The sequence below is a fragment of the Pantoea sp. SGAir0418 genome, from assembly GCF_043529865.1.
Genome location: NZ_CP027911.1, coordinates 1,576,803 through 1,598,639 on the forward strand (window position 1 = coordinate 1,576,803; position 21,837 = coordinate 1,598,639).

19 protein-coding genes and 1 other annotated feature are annotated in these 21,837 nt (G+C 59.2%); of the genes, 9 read left to right on the forward strand and 10 right to left on the reverse strand.

The features are described from left to right. Window positions 1-3: 3 nt before the first annotated feature. Both hisG and hisL read right to left on the reverse strand, forming a co-directional pair. On the reverse strand, window positions 4-903 hold the full coding sequence (hisG, locus tag C1N84_RS07110) for an ATP phosphoribosyltransferase (protein ID WP_264442860.1): 900 nt from the start codon (window positions 901-903) through the stop codon (window positions 4-6). A gap of 54 nt (window positions 904-957) precedes the next feature. After that, window positions 958-1,079, reverse strand: a sequence feature (His leader region). Continuing rightward, complete coding sequence (hisL, locus tag C1N84_RS07115) at window positions 1,055-1,102, reverse strand: his operon leader peptide (RefSeq protein WP_100396937.1); 48 nt, start codon at window positions 1,100-1,102, stop codon at window positions 1,055-1,057. It overlaps the preceding feature by 25 nt. Window positions 1,103-1,282: 180 nt before the next feature. On the opposite strand from hisL, the gene C1N84_RS07120 reads away from it, so the two are divergent. Beyond that, window positions 1,283-2,110, forward strand: a complete 828-nt coding sequence (locus C1N84_RS07120) for an SDR family oxidoreductase (RefSeq protein ID WP_058757317.1) — start codon at window positions 1,283-1,285, stop codon at window positions 2,108-2,110. A 253-nt stretch (window positions 2,111-2,363) separates the two neighbouring features. On the opposite strand, the gene C1N84_RS07125 is transcribed toward C1N84_RS07120, so the two are convergent. The 3 genes from C1N84_RS07125 to puuD are packed head-to-tail and all read right to left on the reverse strand — an operon-like array spanning window position 2,364 to window position 4,984. Beyond that, window positions 2,364-3,644, reverse strand: coding sequence for an NAD(P)/FAD-dependent oxidoreductase (locus C1N84_RS07125; RefSeq protein ID WP_058771096.1), 1,281 nt, complete (start codon window positions 3,642-3,644; stop codon window positions 2,364-2,366). 21 nt (window positions 3,645-3,665) lie between these two features. Beyond that, window positions 3,666-4,223 carry an HTH-type transcriptional regulator PuuR gene (gene puuR, locus C1N84_RS07130; RefSeq protein ID WP_058757319.1) on the reverse strand — a complete coding sequence of 186 codons (558 nt, stop codon included), beginning with the start codon at window positions 4,221-4,223 and terminating at the stop codon, window positions 3,666-3,668. Next, window positions 4,220-4,984 carry a gamma-glutamyl-gamma-aminobutyrate hydrolase gene (gene puuD, locus C1N84_RS07135; protein WP_394541821.1) on the reverse strand — a complete coding sequence of 255 codons (765 nt, stop codon included), beginning with the start codon at window positions 4,982-4,984 and terminating at the stop codon, window positions 4,220-4,222. Before puuD ends, puuR begins: the two co-directional genes overlap by 4 nt. A gap of 211 nt (window positions 4,985-5,195) precedes the next feature. Here puuD and C1N84_RS07140 point away from each other — a divergent pair, with 211 nt between their 5' ends. The 3 genes from C1N84_RS07140 (at window position 5,196) to C1N84_RS07150 (ending at window position 9,797) form a co-directional block, all read left to right on the forward strand. After that, window positions 5,196-6,611: a glutamine synthetase family protein gene (locus tag C1N84_RS07140; protein WP_238561823.1), complete on the forward strand. Its 1,416-nt coding sequence runs from the start codon at window positions 5,196-5,198 to the stop codon at window positions 6,609-6,611. 366 nt (window positions 6,612-6,977) lie between these two features. Next, on the forward strand, window positions 6,978-8,336 hold the full coding sequence (locus C1N84_RS07145) for an APC family permease (protein WP_058757322.1): 1,359 nt from the start codon (window positions 6,978-6,980) through the stop codon (window positions 8,334-8,336). Between the two features lie 306 nt (window positions 8,337-8,642). Beyond that, window positions 8,643-9,797 carry an IS481 family transposase gene (locus tag C1N84_RS07150; protein ID WP_238561055.1) on the forward strand — a complete coding sequence of 385 codons (1,155 nt, stop codon included), beginning with the start codon at window positions 8,643-8,645 and terminating at the stop codon, window positions 9,795-9,797. A gap of 153 nt (window positions 9,798-9,950) precedes the next feature. Here C1N84_RS07150 and sbcB read toward each other — a convergent pair whose 3' ends face one another. Further along, window positions 9,951-11,372, reverse strand: coding sequence for an exodeoxyribonuclease I (gene sbcB, locus C1N84_RS07155; protein WP_394541822.1), 1,422 nt, complete (start codon window positions 11,370-11,372; stop codon window positions 9,951-9,953). Window positions 11,373-11,574: 202 nt separating this feature from the next. Between sbcB and dacD the strand changes: the two genes are divergently transcribed. The 3 genes from dacD (at window position 11,575) to tmaR (ending at window position 14,454) form a co-directional block, all read left to right on the forward strand. Further along, window positions 11,575-12,741: a serine-type D-Ala-D-Ala carboxypeptidase DacD gene (gene dacD / locus C1N84_RS07160; protein WP_201449179.1), complete on the forward strand. Its 1,167-nt coding sequence runs from the start codon at window positions 11,575-11,577 to the stop codon at window positions 12,739-12,741. Window positions 12,742-12,903: 162 nt separating this feature from the next. After that, on the forward strand, window positions 12,904-13,962 hold the full coding sequence (locus tag C1N84_RS07165) for an FUSC family protein (protein WP_021509368.1): 1,059 nt from the start codon (window positions 12,904-12,906) through the stop codon (window positions 13,960-13,962). 171 nt (window positions 13,963-14,133) lie between these two features. Then, window positions 14,134-14,454 (forward strand): PTS system regulator TmaR, encoded by a 321-nt coding sequence (gene tmaR / locus C1N84_RS07170; RefSeq protein WP_021509369.1) that lies wholly within the window; start codon window positions 14,134-14,136, stop codon window positions 14,452-14,454. A 43-nt stretch (window positions 14,455-14,497) separates the two neighbouring features. Here tmaR and C1N84_RS07175 read toward each other — a convergent pair whose 3' ends face one another. After that, window positions 14,498-15,565 (reverse strand): LacI family DNA-binding transcriptional regulator, encoded by a 1,068-nt coding sequence (locus C1N84_RS07175; protein ID WP_394541823.1) that lies wholly within the window; start codon window positions 15,563-15,565, stop codon window positions 14,498-14,500. Window positions 15,566-15,664: 99 nt separating this feature from the next. Between C1N84_RS07175 and C1N84_RS07180 the strand changes: the two genes are divergently transcribed. Next, window positions 15,665-16,435, forward strand: coding sequence for a YdcF family protein (locus C1N84_RS07180; RefSeq protein ID WP_058757325.1), 771 nt, complete (start codon window positions 15,665-15,667; stop codon window positions 16,433-16,435). A gap of 216 nt (window positions 16,436-16,651) precedes the next feature. On the opposite strand, the gene C1N84_RS07185 is transcribed toward C1N84_RS07180, so the two are convergent. Then, a complete protein-coding gene (locus C1N84_RS07185; protein ID WP_349844349.1) occupies window positions 16,652-17,563 on the reverse strand; it encodes a ketopantoate reductase family protein in 912 nt (303 codons plus the stop codon). A gap of 211 nt (window positions 17,564-17,774) precedes the next feature. On the opposite strand from C1N84_RS07185, the gene fusA reads away from it, so the two are divergent. Further along, window positions 17,775-19,874, forward strand: a complete 2,100-nt coding sequence (gene fusA, locus C1N84_RS07190; RefSeq protein ID WP_394541824.1) for an elongation factor G — start codon at window positions 17,775-17,777, stop codon at window positions 19,872-19,874. A gap of 39 nt (window positions 19,875-19,913) precedes the next feature. On the opposite strand, the gene C1N84_RS07195 is transcribed toward fusA, so the two are convergent. Further along, window positions 19,914-20,699, reverse strand: coding sequence for a phosphate/phosphite/phosphonate ABC transporter substrate-binding protein (locus tag C1N84_RS07195; RefSeq protein WP_040679873.1), 786 nt, complete (start codon window positions 20,697-20,699; stop codon window positions 19,914-19,916). After that, window positions 20,596-21,663, reverse strand: a complete 1,068-nt coding sequence (locus tag C1N84_RS07200) for a fatty acid desaturase (RefSeq protein WP_264251497.1) — start codon at window positions 21,661-21,663, stop codon at window positions 20,596-20,598. Before C1N84_RS07200 ends, C1N84_RS07195 begins: the two co-directional genes overlap by 104 nt. Window positions 21,664-21,837: the final 174 nt, after the last annotated feature.

Here is a 21,837-nt window from a genome sequence, read left to right on the forward strand (position 1 = left end):
CGGTTACTCCAGCATTTTTTCAATTGGCAGCACGAGGATCGAACTGGCACCCAGCGCCTTCAGTTTTTCCATGGTTTCCCAGAACAGCGTTTCGCTGCTCACCATGTGCATCGCCACGCGGCTCACTTCGCCGGCCAGCGGCAGCACGGTAGGGCGCTCGGCACCCGGCAGCAGGGCGATAACTTCTTCCAGCCGCTCGCTTGGCGCGTGCAGCATGATGTATTTGGATTCACGCGCTTTAATCACGCCCTGAATACGCGTCATTAGCGTGTCCACCAGCTGCTGTTTCGCCGCCGGCAGTTCGCCATCGCGCTGAATCAGCACCGCTTTGGAGCGGTAGATCACTTCAACTTCACGCAGGCCGTTGGCTTCCAGCGTGGCGCCGGTGGAGACCAGGTCGCAAATGGCATCGGCCAGACCGGCGCGCGGTGCCACTTCAACGGAGCCGTTCAGCAGGCAGGATTTAAACGCGATGCCTTGTTTATCGAGGTATTTCTTCAGCAGGTGCGGGTAAGAGGTGGCGATACGGGCATTATTCAGGCATAGCGGACCGGTGTACTCGTCATCGACTGGCATCGCCAGCGACAGGCGGCAACCGCCGAAATCAAGGCGGCGCAACGTGAAGTAGCGCGGATCTTCGCCCTGCGCGCGACGCGTCAGCAGCTCCTCTTCCAGCACGTTTTCACCGATGATACCGAGGTCGACCACGCCGTCCATCACCAGACCAGGGATATCGTCATCGCGCACGCGCAGGATATCGATCGGCATGTTCTCCGCAAACGCAATCAGACGCTGCTGCTGAAGGTTAATTTTGATACCGCAGCGTGCCAGCAGTTCGCGTGAATCATCACTTAAACGGCCAGATTTCTGCATAGCTATGCGTAAACGGGTGTTATCTAACATGGTTCCTGTCCTCTTATTCAATCCTGTCTGAAGCGTATCGGGTTGCGTTCGCCCATAAAAAAACCCCCGGAAGACGATCTTCCGGGGGCTCTCTTTGCGCTCGCACCACTGGAAGATCCTAAACGTCTTCCAGCACACATCGCCTGAAAGACTAGTCAGGGTGATGGTGATGATGGTGGTTGAACTGAACGCGTGTCATAAAAAATTCCGTTGCTGAATGAGTATTCATTTGCGTGCTGATTAACCTAACGAAGATGGCGGCGCTTGGCAACCCTTTTTTAACGTCAGTTTTCGCAACCTTCGGCAACAGTTTGCGCTGGTCTGGCTGGCGCGCTGGCACTAAGATGGGATGTCTTAGCGCGGGAGAGCAGGAGTCGATATGAAAAAGGTCGCGATTGTAGGTCTGGGATGGCTGGGAATGCCGCTGGCGATGGCGCTGTCAGCGCGCGGCTGGCAGGTGACCGGCAGCAAAACTTCACCGGACGGCGTCGATGCGGCGCGCCGCTGCGGTATTGATGCGTTTCAGCTGGTGCTGTCACCGGAGCTGGAGTGTGAAGCAGACGATTTGGCCGCGCTGATGGCGGTGGATGCGCTGGTGGTGACGCTGCCCGCCAGCCGCACCGTGCAGGGTGGCGAAGATTACATGCAGGCGGTGCAGAACGTGGTCGATACCGCGCTGGCGAATAAAGTGCCGCGCATCATCTTTACCAGCTCTACCTCGGTATACGGCAGCGGCGACGGCGTGAGAAAAGAGAGCAGTGCGCTGCAGCCGGAGACGGTGGCAGGCAAAACGCTGGTGGAGCTGGAAAACTGGTTGCATGACCTGCCGGGCACCAGTGTGGATATCGTGCGTCTCGCCGGACTGGTCGGCCCGAACCGCCATCCGGGGCGTTTCCTCGCCGGTAAAACCAACCTGGAAAACGGCGCGCACGCGGTGAACCTGGTGCATCTTGATGATGTGGTCGACGCGATTGTGCTGCTGCTGCAAACGCCGAAGGGCGGGCACGTTTACAACCTGTGCGCCCCGAAACATCCTTCACGCGACAGCTTTTACCCGAGCGTGTCGAAGCAGTTAGGCCTGGTGCCACCGACGTTTGTTGCCGAGCCGGTGCGCGCCAGCGGCAAGGTGATTGACGGTTCGAAGATTTGTCACGAGCTGGGGTTTGAATACAGCTACGATGACCCGATGAAGATGCCGCTGGAGTAGGGGCGGTGCGGGGTTGCCCTCACCCTAACCCTCTCCCGCCCGCGGGAGAGGGAACCGCCCGAGCGTTTATTTCGCTGGTTTCGTCACTTTGACAAACGGCAGCATTAACCTCAGACAGATGATCTCACGGCCATTCTCCTTCTCCATACAGATGAACGCACTGTCATTCTCCCTCTCTATGCAGATGAACGCACCATCATTCTCCCTCTCCCCGTGGGAGAGGGCCGGGGTGAGGGCAGCAAACCGCACCCACCTAAACCCCCAGCCGATCCCTTAACGCATACCAGGCCGCGCCCATCGCCGTCAGTGGCACCTTAAAGCGTCTTCCGCCGGGAAACGGCAGGTGCGGCAGCTTCGCAAACGCATCAAATCGCTCTGCATGGCCGCGCAGCACTTCGGCAATCAGCTTGCCGGAGAGGTGCGTGCAGGTCACACCGTGTCCGCTATCGCCCTGCATAAAGAAAACATTCTTCTCCAGCTGACCAAACTGCGGCATACGCGACAGCGTGAGCAGGAAGTTACCGCTCCAGCGATGGCTGATCTTCACATCGCGCAGCTGCGGAAAGGTGCGCAGCAGCTTGGGCCGGATCAACGCCTCGATGTCTTCCGGTTCGCGCGCCCCATACACCACGCCGCCGCCGTACAGCAGGCGGTTGTCGGCAGTCAGGCGGAAGTAATCCAGCAGATAGTTACAATCTTCCACACAGTGGTTATTGGGCATCAGCCCCAGCGCCTGATCGCGGCTCAGCGGCTCGGTGGTGACGATCTGCGAGCCGCACGGCATGCTTTTGCGCCCCAGCCGAGGTTCCAGTTGCGAGGGCAGATAGGCGTTGCCGGCAAAAATCACAAAGGTGGCGCTGACTTCACCCTGCGCGGTTTTGACCCGGTTGGGTGCGCCGTAGGTCACTGCCAGCGCCGCCGACTGCTCATAAATACGGCCGCCGTGCCGGCGAATTGCCTCGGCTTCACCTAACGCCAGATTGAGCGGATGCAGATGACCGCCGCGCCGGTCCAGCAGACCGCCGACGTAACGGTCGGTGGCCACTTCACGGCGGATACCGCGCTCGTCCAGCAGCTCCAGATCGCTGTTGCCGTAACGCGCCCAGCTGGCCTGCTGGCTGCGCAGATGCCCCATCTGGCGCTGATTGAGGGCTGCAAAAATGCCGCCGGGACGATAGTCGCAGGCGATGGCGTAACGATCGATACGGTCGCGGATAATCTCCGCCCCTTCGAACATCATGCTGCCCAGCATCTGCGCAGTCTGTTTGCCGTAGCGCTGCTCAATCACATCGACATCGCGGCTGTAAGAATTCACCACCTGGCCGCCGTTGCGGCCGCTGGCGCCGAAGCCGACGCGGGCCGCTTCCAGCACCACCACATCGTAACCGGCTTCGGTGAGAAACAGCGCGGAAGAGAGCCCGGTAAACCCGCCGCCGATGATGCAGACGTCACACTGAATGCTCTCCTGCAGCTGCGGCCACGGCGCGTGCGCGTTGGCGGTCGCGGCGTAATAACTTTGCACGTGGTGCATCATAACCTCCTGTAGCGCGTGAACTCAGAAATTGGCGGGCGTATGCGCGCTGACAATGCGACACGGCTGATCTGACGTATTGGTAAAACTGTGCGGCAAACCGGTATCAATCACGTAGCTTTCGCCGCGGTTAAGGTGATAACTCTGACCGTTCACCACCAGGGTGATTTCCCCCTCCAGCACCGTGCCGGTCTCTTCCCCCGGATGGCGCAGCTTTTCACCGGTGCTGGCCCCCGGCTCGTAGCGCTCCAGCAGCATCGCCAGCGCACGCTTCGCCGCACCGTTATCAATCAGCTGTAAAGAAACACCGAGACTGCCGATCTCAACGCAATCATCCGGGCGTACGATGATGCGCGGCGTGGCATTCTCTTTCGGCTCCGAGAAAAACTCCGACAGCGACAGCCCATACACTTTGAGTAGCTTTTGTAATGTGCTGACCGCCGGACTGACTTTATCCTGCTCAATAGTGCTGATAGCGCTGTGTGTTAAACCTGACAACTCAGCGACGCGACGCTGAGACAATCCCAACTCCTGCCGGATTTGCGATAAGCGTCGTCCGGGCGCCAGAGTGGCATCATTCATGGCTGCTTTTCCTTGTGATAACGTGCTGCGGCGTGGATAAAGGCCTCGAATAAACGGCGCGAGACCGGATCGCGATCGGATTGCCACTCCGGATGCCACTGCACCGCCAGCGCAAACGGATGCTGGCGCAGGCTGACGGCTTCGATCAGGCCATCCGGCGCGCGGGCTTCAATGCGTAACTGCGGACCCGGCTCGCGGATGCCCTGGCCGTGCAGCGAATTGACCGCGAACGCGGCAGCGCTGCCGAGCAGCTGGCTCAGCAGGCCATCGGGTTCGGGCTGCACCAGATGCGCCGGCGCGTACTGCTGTTCCAGCAGCTGGCTGTCATCTTCGCGGTGCTCCTGAAACAGATGCGTCTGATGCAGCTGGCGATGCAGCGCGCCGCCGTTGGCGACCACCAGCTCCTGCAAACCGCGGCAGATGCCCAGCATCGGCATCTTTTTCCCGCTGGCGTGGGTGATAAGCGCAAAGGATAAGCGGTCACGCGACGGATCAGCATGCGCCTCATGACCCTCTTCACCGTAATGCCAGGGTTCAATATTGCTTGGGCTGCCGGTGAGCAAAATGCCGTCCAGCAGCGTCATACTGTTTTCTAATAGCTGCGGCGCGTGCATCAGCTGATGCGGTAACGGCAGCGGCACGCCACCAGCCAGCACCACGGCGTCGAGGTATTTGTTATGCACGGTCTGCCCAACGTGGTTGCCGATGGGGTTCTGGCACATCACTACGCCAATCAAAGGCTTGTCAAAAATAATGCCCATTACGTCTCCACGCTGCTGTTCAATATTTTCGCCGGTTTTGCGCGCTAAGTAGAAAAAGTGTGCAATATATTGTCAATCTAGCAACCGTCTGGTTGTTCTTCAAACAGAATTGTTACATTTGCACACCATTTGCGTTAGAGCTATGTTAGAGGTGTGGCTGTTATTTTGAGCATGTGCAAACCATCTTAAACGGTATAGGGCGGGTGGGAAGATGACGAACCTCGTGGAAGTAGAAGACTTCACGCGACACAGTGAAGAAAAACGAACCAGCGCGTTCCAGCTGGAGGTGAAAACCTGGCTGGAACGCCATCCGGAAACGCAGTATGTCGATATTCTGTTAAACGATCTCAACGGGGTATTTCGCGGTAAACGCATTCCCGTCTCCGCGTTAGCCAAGCTGGAAAAAGGGTGTTACTTTCCGGCCTCGGTTTTCGCCATGGACATTCTCGGCAACACCGTCGAGGAAGCCGGCCTCGGACAGGCGCTCGGCGAACCTGATAACCTCTGCATACCGGTCCCTGGGACCTTAATTCCTTCCGCCTCTGACCCGCAACGCATCGCCCAGCTGCTGCTGACCATGTGCGACCAAGATGGCACTCCCTTTGACGTTGAACCCCGAAACGTGCTGAACCAGCTGTGGCAACAGCTGCGCAATCGCGGTCTGTTTCCGGTGGTAGCGGTAGAGCTGGAGTTCTATCTGGTGGACAAAAAGCGCGATGCCGAAGGCTATATTCAGCCGCCGTGTGCGCCGGGTAGTGAAGAGCGCAATATGCAGAGTCAGGTCTATTCGCTGGATAATCTCGACCATTTCGCCGACGTACTGCGCGATATCGACGCGCTGGCGAAACTGCAGAATATCCCCGCCGACGGCGCGCTGGCGGAAGCCTCGCCGGGCCAGTTCGAAATTAACCTGCACCATACGCGCGATATCCTCAAAGCCTGCGACGACGCCATTCTGCTGAAGCGGCTGGTGCGTCAGGTGGCAGAAAATCACGGCATGACCGCCACGTTTATGGCCAAGCCGTATGAGGAGTATGCGGGCAGCGGCATGCACGTACACATCAGTATGCTGGATGCCGCCGACCACAACGCCTTTGCGCTGGATGATGGCAGCGATTCGCCGCTGCTGAAGCGGGCGCTGGCTGGCATGATCGATCTGATGCCGGCATCAATGGCGCTGCTGGCGCCCAACGTCAACGCGTTTCGCCGCTTCCTGCCGGAGGCGTTTGTGCCGCTGCAGGCGTCATGGGGACACAATAACCGCACGGTGGCGCTACGCATTCCCTGCGGCGATGTAGAAAACCATCGCGTCGAGTACCGTGTGGCGGGCGCCGATGCCAATCCGTATCTGGTGGTGTCAGCAATTATTGCCGGTATCTTGCACGGTCTGGATAATCAGCTACCCTTACCGCATCCGGTGAAGGGCAATGGCCACGAGGCGGAAGGGCTGGAACTGCCGATTCGCCAGAGCGATGCGCTGTACGAGTTTGAAAACAGCTATCCGCTGCAAAAGCTGCTCGGCGAGCGTTTCAGCGGCGTGTGGCACAGCTGCAAACAGTATGAACTGCGCGAGTTTGAACGGCTGATCACCGCCACGGAAATTGACTGGATGTTAAAGAACGCCTGACCGACAGAAGAATTGATCCAACATCTTGTGTCGATGGCCTAAGTTGGGGCAAAATACGCGCCCTGCAAAAGACAAAACATAACCGACGCTTATTACGTCGGTTATTTTTTTGCATGGTGCTTTCACTACATGAACGAGGCCGGACACGCATCCGGATAGATAGACACTGAAACACGCTTGTGCGTGAGATTTGAGGAACAAAGATGGGACTGTTTACAATTGCACCAGCGCAGGCTGGTTCTCGCTTCCGTGATGATTATGGCGCGGCGACAATCGCAAACACTAATATCACTTCTCACTGCAGCACATTGCGCAGTATCCCTGTGGTACAACTGAACTCAGTTGTTGCTGTAGGGGGCCTGAACAATGTCGCTTAATACCTCTGCCGCACCACAGCGTGCACATCTGAAAAAATCTCTGACTCTGATCCCGGTCGTCATGATGGGCCTGGCGTATATGCAGCCAATGACCCTGTTTGATACCTTCGGCATCGTGTCAGGCCTCACCGACGGTCACGTCGCCACCGCTTATGCTTTCGCGCTGATCGCGATACTGTTTACTGCCGTGAGCTACGGCAAGCTGGTACGCCGCTTCCCATCTGCGGGCTCCGCTTACACCTATGCTCAGAAGGCTATCAGTCCGCACGTCGGCTTTATGGTGGGCTGGTCATCACTGCTGGACTATCTGTTCATGCCGATGATCAACATCCTGCTGGCGAAAAGCTACTTTGAGTCGCTGGTGCCGGGCATTCCGTCGTGGATTTTCGTGGTGCTGCTGGTGGCGTTTATGACCATCTCCAACCTGCGTGGGATCAAAACCGTGGCCAACTTCAACAGCGTCATTGTGGTGCTGCAGGTGGTGGTGATGGCAGTGATCACCGGTATGGTGGTGTATGGTGTGGCACACGGTATTGGCGCCGGTACGCTGACCAGTACGAAGCCGTTCTGGTCTGAAAATGCGCAGGTGGTGCCGATGATTACCGGTGCAACCATTCTGTGCTTCTCGTTCCTTGGCTTTGATGGTATCAGCTCGCTGTCGGAAGAGACCAAAGATGCCGAGCGCACCATTCCACGCGCGATTTTCCTGACCGCGCTGATTGGTGGGGTGATCTTTATTGGCGTCTCGTACTTCCTGCAGCTGTACTTCCCGGATATCTCGCGTTTCCAGAATCCTGACTCTTCACAGCCGGAAATCATGCTGTTCGTGGCGGGTAAAGCGCTGCAGATCGGCATTCTGATTTTCTCGGTGGTGACGGTGCTGGCCAGCGGCATGGCGGCACACGCCGGCGTTTCGCGTCTGATGTACGTGATGGGCCGTGACGGCGTGTTCCCGCAGCGTTTCTTTGGCTTCGTGCATCCAAAGTTCCGCACGCCGTCGCTGAACGTGCTGCTGGTTGGTGCGGTAGCGCTGCTGGCGATCAACTTCGACCTGGTTACTGCGACCGCGCTGATTAACTTCGGTGCGCTGGTGGCGTTCACCTTTGTCAACCTGTCGGTGATTGCCCAGTTCTGGATTCGTGAGAAGCGTAATAAGACGCTGAAAGACCACCTCAACTATCTGGTGCTGCCTATTATGGGTGCGCTGACGGTGGGTGCGCTGTGGATCAACCTGGAAGAGACCTCGATGGTGCTCGGCCTGGTGTGGGCGGCGATTGGTATTGTTTACCTGGCGTTTGTGACCCGCACGTTCCGCAATCCAGTACCGCAGTTTAGCGAAGAGGTGTAAGGCTTTTCCCTCACCCTAACCCTCTCCCGCCCGCGGGAGAGGGAACCGCCCGAGCGTGAGTCAGGTATCAGCCCAGTAGCTGTACCAGAACGCACCATACCTCCCCCTCTCCCCGTGGGAGAGTACCGGGGTGAAGGCACCAGAACGCACTAGACCTCTCCCTCTCCCTGTGGGAGAGGGCCGGGGTGAGGGCATCAGCCCGCACCATACCTCCCCCTCTCCCCGTGGGTGTACAGTCCGGGGACATCGTGAACACTTGTTCGGGGACATGGTAGACACTTACAACTAAGGCATAAGAACCCGTTTATGGAGTCGCTTATGCCCTGGGATGCGAGAGATACCATGTCATTACGTACTGAGTTTGTTCTGTTCGCCTCGCAAGACGGGGCGAACATCCGCGAGCTGTGCCGCCGCTACGGCATATCTCCCGCCACCGGCTACAAGTGGCTTCGCCGCTGGGAGGAGGAAGGACCGTCCGGCCTTCAGGACCGCTCCCGCGCGCCCCGTCACTCACCCAGCCGCTCATCTGACGACATCACTGACCTTCTGCGTATGGCGCACGAGCTTCATCAGCACTGGGGGGCCCGCAAGATTAAGCGCTGGCTCGAAGACCGCGGGCACGGCATGCCGGCCTTCAGCACCGTCCACAACCTGATGGCCCGCCACGGCCTGCTGCCGGGCGCAGCGCCGGGCGTCCCGGCCACCGGCCGGTTTGAGCATGCGGCCCCGAACCGGCTCTGGCAGATGGATTTTAAGGGCCACTTTCCCTTTGGCGGCGGCCGCTGCCACCCGCTTACCCTGCTGGACGACCACTCCCGGTTCTCGCTGTGCCTGGTGCACTGCGCTGACGAACGGCGTGAGACGGTACAGGAGCAGCTGGTCAGCGTCTTTGAGCGCTACGGCCTGCCGGACCGGATGACGATGGACAACGGCTCGCCGTGGGGCGACACCACCGGCACCTGGACGGCAGTGGAGCTGTGGCTGATGCGCCACGGCATCCGGGTGGGGCACTCGCGGCCGTATCATCCGCAGACGCAGGGGAAGCTGGAGCGCTTTCACCGCAGCCTGAAGGCGGAAGTGCTGCAGGGGAAGTGGTTCGCGGACAGCGGTGAGCTGCAGCGCGCCTTCGACCACTGGCGGACGGTCTACAATCTCGAGCGCCCGCATGAGGCGCTGGAGATGGCGGTGCCGGCGTCGCGCTATCAGCCCTCATCGCGGCAGTACAGCGTCCGCGTAGCGCCACCGGAATACGACGAGGGCGTGATGGTCAGGAAGGTGGATATCAGCGGGAAGCTGAGCGTAAAAGGACTCAGCCTGAAGGCGGGAAAGGCGTTCAGGGGAGAGCGTGTCGGGCTGAAGGAGACGGGGGAAGACGGTTATTACGAGGTGTGGTGGTACAGCACAAAAGTGGGGGTGATCGACCTGAAGAAAAAGTCGATCACCATGGGTAAAGGATGTTAAAAAGTGTTCACTATGTCCCCGAACACCTGTCTGCCATGTCCCCGGACTGTACAGTGGGAGAGGGCCGGGGTGAGGGCACCAAAACGCACTCTACCTCTCCCTCTCCCCGTGGGAGAGGGCCGGGGTGAGGGCATCAGCCCGCACGAAACCCTGCTACGACACCAGCTCCTGCGCATACAAATACAGCGCTTTCAGCTGCGCCATCTTCTCTGCATCGCCCTCATGTAAACTGGCCAGCGACTCCAGCTCCAGCAAAAACGCCTGCACCCGCTCCGCATTAAGCTGCTCGCGGCGGTGCTGCAGCCAGCGCTGCTGCTCTTTATCATCCAGCGTGCCGGGGAAGTTGCGGGCGCGATAGCGGAACAGCAGCTTCGCGATACGCTTATCCTCAAAGGTCAAATCCAGCGCCGGCAGGTTCTGCGGCGGCGTCTGACGCAGGATGTTCATACCGGCGCGATCGGCGTCGCTGAAGAAACCGTCATACAGCTGCGCATCGACATCCTCCGACGGCGTGAACGGCTCCGCTTCGGCAAACAGCGTCACCACATTTTCCCGCACTTCGGCATGCTGGCGCAGCAGTGCCAGATTCGCCAGACAGTGCTGACGATCGATACCCAGTCGTTCGGCATCTTCCGGGCGTAATGTATTGGCCGGGGCCAGAACCGGGCACTTATTGATGTGCACCAGCTTGATCGGCACCGCCGGCAAATCGCCCAGATCGCTGTGTCGCGTATACAGCCGCTCGCGCAACTCATCCGGCGACAGTGTCAGCAGCGGCGTCATGTCGCCGGCCAGATCGGCCACGATCAGCGCGTTTTTGTTATCCGGATGCCATGCCAGCGGCACAATCCAGCTGGTATTACCGCGCGCTGCGCCGAACATGCCGGAAACGTGCACCAGCGGCTTCATTTGCGGAATATCAATCAGCGTCATCAGTTTCTGCTTGTTGCGATGGGTAAACAGAAACTCAAACAGCTTCGGCTGCTTCTCCTGCACCAGCTTTGCCATCGCCAGCGTGGCGTACACATCGGACATGGCATCGTGCGCCTGTTCGTGTGCCACGCCGTTAGCCTGGGTGAGATGCTCCAGCTTAAAGCTCGGGAAACCGTCGTCGTTCTCCGGCCAGACGATGCCTTCCGGGCGCAGCGCATAACAGGCGCGCATCACGTCGAGCAGATCCCAGCGCGAATTGCCGTTCTGCCAGCTCCAGCCATACGGGTCGATAAAGTTGCGGTAGAAGATATTGCGCGTCACTTCGTCATCGAAGCGCACGTTGTTGTAACCGATCACGCAGGTCTGCGGTTCGCTGAACAGCGCGTGAATACGCTGAGCAAACTCCACTTCTGGCACGCCGCGCGCGTTGGCCACCTGCGGCGTAATACCGGTGATCATTACCGCTTCCGGCTGCGGCAGGTAATCGTCCGCGAGCTGGCAGTAAAACACCTGCGGTTCGCCCACGGCGTTAAAGGCTCTGTCGGTGCGCAGGCCTGCAAATTGCGCCGGGCGATCCAGCGACGGGCTTTTGCCGAAGGTTTCATAATCGTGGAACAGAAAAGTGAACTCAGAGGCGGGCACGGCGTTATCCTGGCTATGGAAAATCAACGCACAGAATAGTCGTCAGCCCGGTACAGCACAACCTCGATCGCCATCGCTGCGAGTGGGCGCGCAGCATTTGTCCGCGGTTCATACTTTTTTTCAATTTATTCAGATATCAAAGCGCTATTTGCCGTAAAACGTGCGGCGGTAAATTCATTTATTTGATGTTGAGGAAGAAGTGTTGAAAAGGCGTCTGTTGGTAACTGTATCTGGAATGATTGTTTGGGCATCGCTGGCGCACGCGGATGACAGCATGCCGTTTCCCCTGACGCCGCCGGCCATTGATGCCGCGTCCTGGGTGCTGATGGACGCCACCACCGGGCAGATCCTCACCGCAGGCAACCCGGATGCGGAGCGCAACCCGGCCAGCCTGACCAAACTGATGACCGGTTATGTCGTCGACCGCGCGGTCGATCAGAAGAAAATCACCCGTGACGATGTGGTCACGGTGGGTAAAGACGCGTGGGCCGCCGGCAATCCGGTGTTTAAAGGCTCGTCGCTGATGTTTCTTAAGCCGGGCGATAAAGTCACCGTGCGCGACCTGATGCGCGGCGTAATCATTGATTCTGGCAACGACGCCTGCGTGGCGCTGGCCGACTATGTGGCCGGCAGCCAGCAGAGCTTTGTCAACATGATGAACAGCTACGTGCAGAAGCTCGGTCTGACGCATACCCACTTCGAAACCGTGCACGGTCTTGATGCGCCGGGGCAGCACACCACCGCGCGCGATCTGGCGGTGCTGTCGCGCGCCATCATTAACGGTGAGCAGGATTTCTACGCCATGTACAGCGAGAAAACCCTCAGCTTCAACGGCATTACCCAGAACAACCGTAACGGCCTGCTGTGGGATCAGAATCTGCACGTCGACGGCATGAAAACCGGCCACACCGAGAGCGCCGGGTTCAACATCGTTGCCTCGAACATTGTCGGTCGCCATCGTCTGATTGCGGTGATCATGGGCGGGAAAAGTTCGAAGGGACGTGAAGAGCAGGCGCGTAAACTGCTGGTGTGGGGACAGAACAACTTCGACACCGTGCAGCTGTTCCACGCCGGGAAAAAGATCGGCAGCGAAAACGTCTGGTACGGCAACCCGCACAAAGTGGACGTCGGTACCACCGAGGATATCTATCTGTCACTGCCGCGCAGCGAAGTGTCGAACGTAATGGCGAAGTACGTGATCAATCGTAAAGACCTCGAAGCGCCACTCAAAGCCGGCGAGCAGGTGGGCGAAATTCAGGTGCTGGATAAAGACAAGCAGCTGGCCAGCTATCCGCTGTACGCGCTGCAGTCGGTCGATGAAGCAGGCATCATCACGCGCATCAGCGATTACGTGAAACAGAAACTGTAAGCCGTCGGGCGATAAGCAAACGCTGCGTTACATCCTTGTGTGCACTGAGAAAACAAGATGTAGCGCAGTTGTATTATTGCGCAAAAAGTTGCGCCAGCCCCTCAATGTTCGTGCTGCGCCAGGGTAACATAGCGCGCAAATTTTTATCGCACCCGGACCACCATGTTACGCGCTGACAAGCCCATCTCTCCGATTGAGTTCTGGTTTTACCGCCACTACCGCGCCGTGCACGGCGTACGCATCGCTATCGCCTTTGTGCTGTGTTTTCTGTTTGTCCGTCTCACCGATATTCCGGAAGGCACCTGGCCGCTGATCACGCTGGTGGTGGTGATGGGACCGATCTCCACCTGGGGCAATGTTTTGCCGCGCGTGGTGCAGCGTATCAGCGGTACCTTTGCCGGGCTGATATCAGGGCTGATCGCGCTGAAGCTGGAGCTGCTGTCACTGCCGCTGATGCTGGTGTGGTGCTTTATCGTGATGATCGTCTGCGGCTATCTGACGCTGGGCAAACACCCGTATATGGCACTGCTGATCGGCATCACGCTCGGCGTGGTGGTCGGCGCGCCGGCCGGCGATTTCACCGTGGCGCTGTGGCGCGGCGGCGATGTGATTCTCGGCTCGCTGATGGCCTTGCTGTTCAGCGCCATCTGGGCGCAGCGCGCCTACACTCACTGGCGCATTCAGCTGTCGGACGCCTTTATCAACATGGCGAAGATTCATCACGCTGGCTTTTCTGCCAATCTGGTGGAGAAGCCGCGCCTCAATCCGCGCTTCCAGAAGCTGCTTACCAGCGTGATCAAAATGCGCGCGCTGCTGGAGCCGGCGAGCAAAGAGACGCGCATCCCTAAATCGGTGTTTGAAGCCATTCAGACCATTAACCGTAATATGGTTAACACCATGCAGATGCAGATTGAAGCCTGGTGGGCGTCGCGCGAAAGCCATCTGATTCTGCTTAACGCGCCGACGCTGCGCCGCACGCAGCAGATGACCGAGAACACCCTGAACGCGCTGGCGGCGTTGATGGTGAAAGGCGAGACCGAACAGGTGATTGCCAACAGCCACGAGCTGGAAGCCATCACCCAGGAGCTGGAAGCGCTGATCGCCAACGGCAGCGCGCGGCTGGAGACCACCGCGATTTACGGTTACGTCTGGCTGAGTCTGGAGCAGGCGCGCCAGCTGGAGCGCATGACAGACCTGGTGCGTCTGGCGCTGCGCAAATAGTTTTCTCAGGCAATGACTTAGTGCGAATTGCCCTTTCTTTGCGCTAAGATAAGTGCCAGTCCGAATTTAGCGGTGAAAATTGCGAACCCGGCTTATAAGCCGCTAAGCTAAATGTCTTCCCGGTTTATGACTATTTTGCCTGCCGCGGCAGGCCACAAGAAAGGTGCCAACATGGAAAATGCCAAGCAATCATTTCAGGACGTACTGGAGTTTGTGCGTATGTTTCGTCGTAAAAACAAACTGCAGCGCGAAATTACGGACAACGAAAAGAAAATCCGTGATAACCAGAAACGTGTGTTGCTGCTGGACAACCTGAGCGAGTACATCAAACCTGGTATGAGCGTGGAAGCGATTCAGGAAATCATCGCCAGCATGCGCGTGGATTATGAAGATCGCGTAGACGAGTACATCATCAAAAACGCCGATCTGTCGAAAGAGCGTCGCGAGCTGTCGAAAAAGCTCAAAGCGATGGGCGAACCGAAAGGGCAGTAAGCTTCACAGGCCTGATACCCGCGTTTTGCTCCAGGGTCGCCATTTATGGCGACCTTTTTAATGCCCGCGCCAGCTGCTGTAACTGCTGCGCAATCTCCGCCACATCCACCTGCTGCTGCAACGGCGCCGCCGTGGTGGCGCGCAGGACCAGTTCGGTCTCCAGCGGCTGACTGTCCGGTATCTCTCCCTCCAGCTGCGCCAGCAGACGATCGACGCTCACTGTGCCTAACTGCTGTAAATCCTGGCGCACCGTGGTCAGCGGTGGCTGATACCACGCGCTCTCCGCCGTATCGTCGTAACCGATGATCGATATCTCCGCCGGAATTCGTACGCCATGCTGATGCAGCGCGCGCATCGCGCCCAGCGCCATTTGATCGTTAGCCACCAGCAGCGCCTGCGGCAGTTGGTCGGGCAGCAGTGTCAGTAGCGCCTGATAGCCGGACGCTGCGCTCCAGTCGCCGCTCAGTACGCAGTCCGGCACCAGCTGATGATGCGCCAGCGCCTGTTGCCAGGCGCTAAATCGCGCCCGGGCTGACGCGGAGCTGGCAGGCCCGTTCAGCACGCCAATCTGCCGGTGGCCGAGCGCCACCAGATGATCCACCGCCTGCTGCGCACCGCTGGTGCTTCGGTACTGACACTGCGCTACGGCAGCGCTGCGCTCCACATCGAGAAACAGCGTCGGTTTGCTGCCGCATTGCTGCTGAATCTGCGCCGCCTGCGCGGCATCCAGCGGCAGGTTGATCAGCAGAGCATCGACGCGCTGCGCCAGCAATTCATGCACCGTGTCCTGCGCGTGGCTGGTGGCATTGGCCATGGCGATCACCAGATGATAGCCCTGCGCCGCCGCGCGCTGCTGAATCGCCGAAGCAATCTGCGCTGGCGCCATCAGCGCCAGATCGCTGGTCGCCAGACCGAGCGTGCGCGTGGCCTTGCCGGCCAGCTGCTGCGCGACCCGGTTTGGCACGTAGCTGAGCTGCTGCATCGCGGCTTCCACCCGCGCGCGGGTGCGGGGGGACACCTGCGCGGAATGGTTCAGCACCCGGGAAACCGTTTGATAGGAGACGCCAGCCAGCCGGGCGACATCGTCAAGCGTTACGGAACGCGCTGTCATTAATCCCTCCTGATGAGAATGCGGCGAGTGTAGCAAATTTTTCCCTGCCGTCGCGGTATTAAGGCGTTACACTGCCAGTGATAACGCAAGGAGAAAGTGATGCAGCTCAATGACCATCAAATTCAGGATATCAACACCATTGCCGCCTGGCTGGCGCTCGATCAGCTGCCAAAGGACGGTACGCTGGAGGTCGATTTAGCCATACTTGCCGGACATGCGGTGCTGCCAAACGTCGAAGCGGTGATTGCGCTGGCGAAGAAATATCAGCTGCCGTTGCTGATCAGCGGCGGCATCGGTCATTCAACCGCGCTGCTGGCCGCGATGATTGCCAGCCATCCGCTCTATCGCCAGATCGACACCGCCGGCAAGGGCGAAGCGCAGCTGCTGGGCGAGATGGCGCGCGTGTTCGCTGAGCTGCCTGACGATCAGCTGCTGCTGGAAACCGCTTCACGCAACTGTGGCGAAAACGCCGCCCTGAGCCAGCGCCTGCTGGATGAGCAGCAGTGGCAGCCGCAGCGCGTGCTGCTGGTGCAGGATCCGTTGATGCAGCGCCGCAGCTGGGAAACCTTCCGCTGGCAGTGGCGCGATCGCGAGCATGCGCCGGAATTCATCAGCTGGCCGGTGTTTGTGCCTCAGGTGATGATGGATGCGGGCATGCTGCGCATCGTTGGCGCGCCGCCGCAGGGGTTGTGGTCAGTGGAGCGTTTTCTGTCGCTGCTGATGGGCGAGGTGCAGCGCCTGCGTGACGACGCCAGCGGCTACGGCCCGAACGGCAAGGGGTTCTTCGGTCACGTTGATGTACCCGACGCGGTCGAAGCAGCCTGGCAGCGCCTGATGCAGCTGCCCGGCGTGCAGTCGCGGTTGGGTTGAGCCGTCACCAAAAGCATATGTGATTGAGTAAAGAGAATATTCTGCCTTATCCGTAGCGGCGCAATTTATTGCGCAACCGGCCGCGGTGCGGAAATGCACATTGCGCGATAAATCGCGCCGCTACGGTTTGTGCGACTGGCTGGTGCCGCAATGACATGTCGCACAAATAACAGGATGCGCATTCATGCGCACCTGGCACGCCACGCACCGGACTGATCACCGCGTCTGCAAATACACCTGTAAATTCACATACACCGCGTTCAGCAGCGGCGTCGCCACCGCATGGCGCGCGCCGCGCACCAGCAAATCGCCGATGATCTGATCGGCTTCGATATCGTAGCCCTGGGTTAAATCGCGGTACATGGATGAGGTCATCGCCGCATCAGGATTGTTCAGCGTCTCATAAATCTTCGCCGTCACGGCCGGACGCTGTTGGTAGCCATCGGCGGTGATCACCGCCAGCACCTCGGCGAAAATGCCCTGTAACAGCGCTTCACCACCGGCTGAACGCAGGATGTGCTGCGTATTGCCGCGCGCCACACAACACACGGCACCCAGCGTGCTCAGCAGCAGCCACTTCTCCCACAGCTCACTGATAATGTTATCGGCGAACACGCTATCAAATTGCGCATCACGCAGCGCGGCATCCACGCGCGCCAAACGGGCATCGTTGTTGCCGTCCAGCGCGCCGTAGTAAAGCACGTGCAGCGGCGACAGCTGCATCACTTCGCCGTGCTCGCCCAGCGTGGCGTGAATCTTACACAGCCCGCCAATCACCTTGTCACCGAAACGTGCGCGCAGCGTATCAATGTGACGCATACCATTGAGGATCGGCATGATCAGCGTCTGCGCGCCAACCGCCGGGGCGATGTCTTCAATCGCCTGTTCCAGCGCAAAGCTTTTCACCGTCAGGATAATCAGATCGTAATCACCGGTCAGCGTCGCGGCCAGCGCCAGCTGCGGCTGCAGCACCGTGCTGCCTTCCGGCGTTTGCAGCACCAGTCCGGTCTGTTGCAGCTGCTGCTGGCGGCGCTCGCGCACCAGAAAGGTCACATCACGGCCGGCCTGCGCCAGGCGCGCGCCAAAGTACCCGCCGGTGGCACCGGCTCCCACAATCAGAATACGCATGGACTGTTTTCCCGTTAAGCATGAAAGCCTTACCTTAAAGCGCTGCGCGTCGCTGCGCCACACCGCAAATGCGGAAAACCGTGACAATCTCAGCGATGAGCAAAAAAAGCTCAAACTGTTCGTATTAATTCGTACAATGGGTTTATGCTGGGGCACAGCGGCGGGCAATGGTGCCTGCCGGTTTTTTTCGTCAACAGACTAAGGACGCATCATGCCCCGACCCCTCCCCATCGAACGTTATCGCAACATCGGCATCTCCGCGCACATCGATGCCGGTAAAACCACCACCACTGAGCGCATCCTGTTTTACACCGGAATGAGCCACAAGCTGGGTGAAGTGCACGATGGCGCGGCAACCACCGACTGGATGGCGCAGGAGCAGGAGCGCGGCATTACCATCACCTCGGCGGCGGTCAGCTGCTACTGGCCGGGCATGGACGGCAGCTTCACGCCGCACCGTATCAACATCATTGATACGCCCGGACACGTTGACTTCACCATTGAAGTGGAACGCTCAATGCGCGTGCTGGATGGTGCCGTGATGGTGTACGACGCGGTCGGTGGCGTTCAGCCGCAGTCAGAAACCGTGTGGCGGCAGGCGAATAAATACCACGTGCCGCGCATTGCGTTCGTCAACAAGATGGACCGCCAGGGCGCGGACTTTTTCCGCGTGGTGCAGATGATGAAAGATCGCCTGCAGGCGCATCCGGTGCCGATTGTCATTCCCATCGGCGCTGAAGAGCAGTTCAGCGGGGTCATCGATCTCAACAAAATGCGCGCCATCTACTGGGACGACGCCAGCCAGGGCATGAGCTTTAGCTATGCGCCGATTCCGGACGCGCTGCAGGCGCAGGCGGCGGAGTGGCGGGAAAACATGGTGGCAGCAGCGGCAGAAGCCAGCGAAGCGCTGATGGATCGCTATCTGGAGCAGGGCGATCTCAGTGAAGACGAGGTGATTGCCGGGCTGCGGCAGCGCACGCTGGCGGGCGAAATCCAGCCGATGCTGTGCGGCAGCGCGTTTAAAAACAAAGGGGTGCAGCGCATGCTCGATGCGGTCATCGAACTGATGCCTTCGCCGCTCGACGTGCCACCGGTCGCCGGCATCAACGAGCGCGGCGAACACGACGAACGCCATGCTGACGATGAGGAACCTTTCTCGGCGCTGGCGTTCAAGCTGATGAGCGATCCTTATGTCGGTCAGCTGACCTTTGTGCGCGTCTATTCTGGCGTGCTGCGCAAGGGTGACAGCGTGTGGAACGCGGTAAAAGGGCGTAAAGAGCGCATTGGCCGCATCGTGCAGATGCAGGCTAACGATCGCATCGAAATTGATGAGATCCGCGCCGGCGATATTGCCGCCTGCGTCGGGCTGAAAGAGGTCACCACCGGCGAAACGCTGTGCGATCCTAATGCGGTAATCACGCTGGAGCGCATGGAATTTCCCGATCCGGTGATTTCGCTGTCGATTGAGCCAAAGACCAAAGGCGATCAGGAAAAAATGGGGCTGGCGCTGCAGCGGCTGGCGGCAGAGGATCCGTCGTTCCGGCTGCACACCGATGAGGAGTCCGGTCAGACCATCATCTCTGGCATGGGCGAACTGCATCTGGAGATTATCGTCGACCGTCTGAAACGCGAGTTCGGCGTGGAAGCCAATATTGGCCGGCCGCAGGTAACCTACCGCGAAACCATCCGCAAAACGGTGCGCGAGGTGGAAGGGAAATTCGTGCGTCAGTCGGGCGGTAAGGGCCAGTATGGTCACGTGGTGCTGACGCTAGAGCCGCAGGCGGCCGGAAGCGGTTTCGCCTTTGAAGACGCGACCAAAGGCGGCGTGGTGCCGCGCGAATTTATTCCTTCAGTGGAGAAGGGCATTCGCGAAGCGCTCAACAGCGGCGTGCTGGCCGGTTATCCGGTGGTCGACATCAAAGCCACGCTGACGTTTGGCTCTTATCACGACGTTGACTCGTCCGAGATGGCGTTCCGCATGGCGGCGATCTTTGGCTTCAAAGCGGCAGCGAAGCAGGCCGATCCGGTGATACTTGAGCCGGTGATGCAAGTGGAAGTGGAGACGCCGGAAGAGTATGCCGGCGGCGTGATGGGCGATTTGTCATCCCGGCGCGGCACGCTGCAGGGCATGGACGAGCGTTTCGGCGCGCGCATTATCCGTGCTGAAGTGCCGCTGGCCGAGATGTTTGGCTACGCCACCACGCTACGCTCAATGTCTCAGGGCCGCGCCACGTATAGCATGGAGTTTACCCACTACGCCGAAGCACCGCGTAACGTCGCAGAGGCGATTATCGCGGCTCGCGCACAGTAAGTCCGCTGGCGGCAGGGATGCCGCCGGTTAGTGCTTTATTTACAGCGCCGTCACGCCCAGCGCGGCGGCGTCATCTTCCCAGCGTTTAACCTCGTCAAACCAGTCGCGCTGCGGCACAGAAAAGCCCGCCAGCAGGTTGGCCTTCATCACATCCTTGTAATCCTCCACATTGGCCAGCTCAAACAGCGTGCTGCGCAGCTTTTCCAGTAGCAGACTGTCGGTTTTCGCCGAGGTTATCAGCGGCAGCGCGGCACACAGCGGGGTTTCACCGATAATGGCTAAGCCCTGCAGCTCCTGCGGCCGGTATTTGCGCAGCAGCGCCCAGGTGATGCAATCAATGGCGGCGAGGTCGGCCTCTCCGGCGCGCAGCGCGGCCAGCGACTGGCGGTGGCTGCCGCTGAACCGGGTAGTGGCGAAGAATTTGCCGTCCTGGGCCAGCGGCGCGACCACGTAGCGCAGCGAATTGTATCCGGAGTGTGAGTCATTGCTGTTGCACACTGCGCGACGGTCGCGGAAATCGGCGAGGCTCAGGTTCTCATCTTCCTGCCGTGCCACCAGCCAGCTGCGATAGCGCAGATCATGGCAGCCAGGCGCATTGGACTGAAACGTGCCCACCAGTTGCACGTCAGGCAATAGCGCGACCAGCGGATAGCCGCAGGTCTGACTCAGCAGCAGATTGTCATCACGCCAGTGTGGCAGCAGGTCGTCGTGCCACTGCACCTCAGCCTGCACGCCGCGCTTCGCCAGCAGCCGCGTCAGCACTGAGGTCATGGCCAGCGTGCTCGGGTGGTCGATGTCGTACATCGGTAAAGAGATGATGTGCATTCTGTGCGTCCTTGTGGTGTCCCGGGTGGGCGTTAACGTCGATCGGCTGACGCCAGAAGCGCTTCATCCATTCGCCGTAACCGGCAACGCGAAAACCCTGATTACGCTGATAGTAGCCGTCGCGGTAGAGCAAATAGACTTTGCGCAGACCGTACCAGGGTAAACCGGGCAGATCGTGATGTACAGAATGATAGTTGAGATTCAGGAACAGCAGGCGCCAGGGCCAGGCCGCTTCGTTATTCACCGAGCGCGCCAGCGGCGCCTCATCGGCACGATGTTCGTAAAATGAGCGCACCTTGGTCAGCATCAGCGCCGGATAGCTCACCGCCAGCACCAGCCTCAGCGGGGAAAAGCCGCGCAGGCTGAGCCAGTAAAACAGTCCGGCCAGCAGTAGCAGGTGCACCAGCCACATCATCATCGCCGGCACGTCGCGCTGCACCACGCTTTGCGTCAGCGCGCGCAGCGTGGCGAGGATATCCAGCAGCGGTCCCAGCAGCAGACGTCCCGGAAAGGTATTACGCAGATGGATGATGCGCTGTTGCCAGGGTTTGAGCCGTGCCCAGTGCGCCGGCGACAGATAATAGGTTTCCGGATCATCATGTGGATCGGTCAGGGTGTGGTTGCGGTGATGTGCCAGGTGCGAATCCCGGTACAGACCATACGGATACCACACCGCCAGCGGCAGCGTGCCAAACAGCTGATTAAAGCGCGGCAGGCGCGTCGGATGGCCATGAATTAGCTCATGCTGCAGCGACAAATACCAGGTGGTGAACAGGATCAGCAGCAGCGTGGCGAGGGGCAGGCCCAGCGTTTGCCAGTACAACACGCTGGCGAACCAGCCGCTATAAACAGTAATGATTAACAGCCAGGTCGGCAATTCGCTGCGCCATAGCCAGCTGCGTGCCAGCTGATGCACCACTTCGCGCTGTTGCGCACTGAGGTAGGCGGAGGTTCCTTTGACCATGTTCATGTATTCAGTCAGCGAGACGGGAAAAGATGCGCTCACGATGCGCGATACGCGTGATAAACACAAAGACGGAAAATTGCTTTGTTATGCAAAAAAGTTGAAGAAGCGCGCGAAAACTATTGGCTATCAGTCCTCTTCGCACAGGCGTAACCTTACCTCATCGAATTCTGA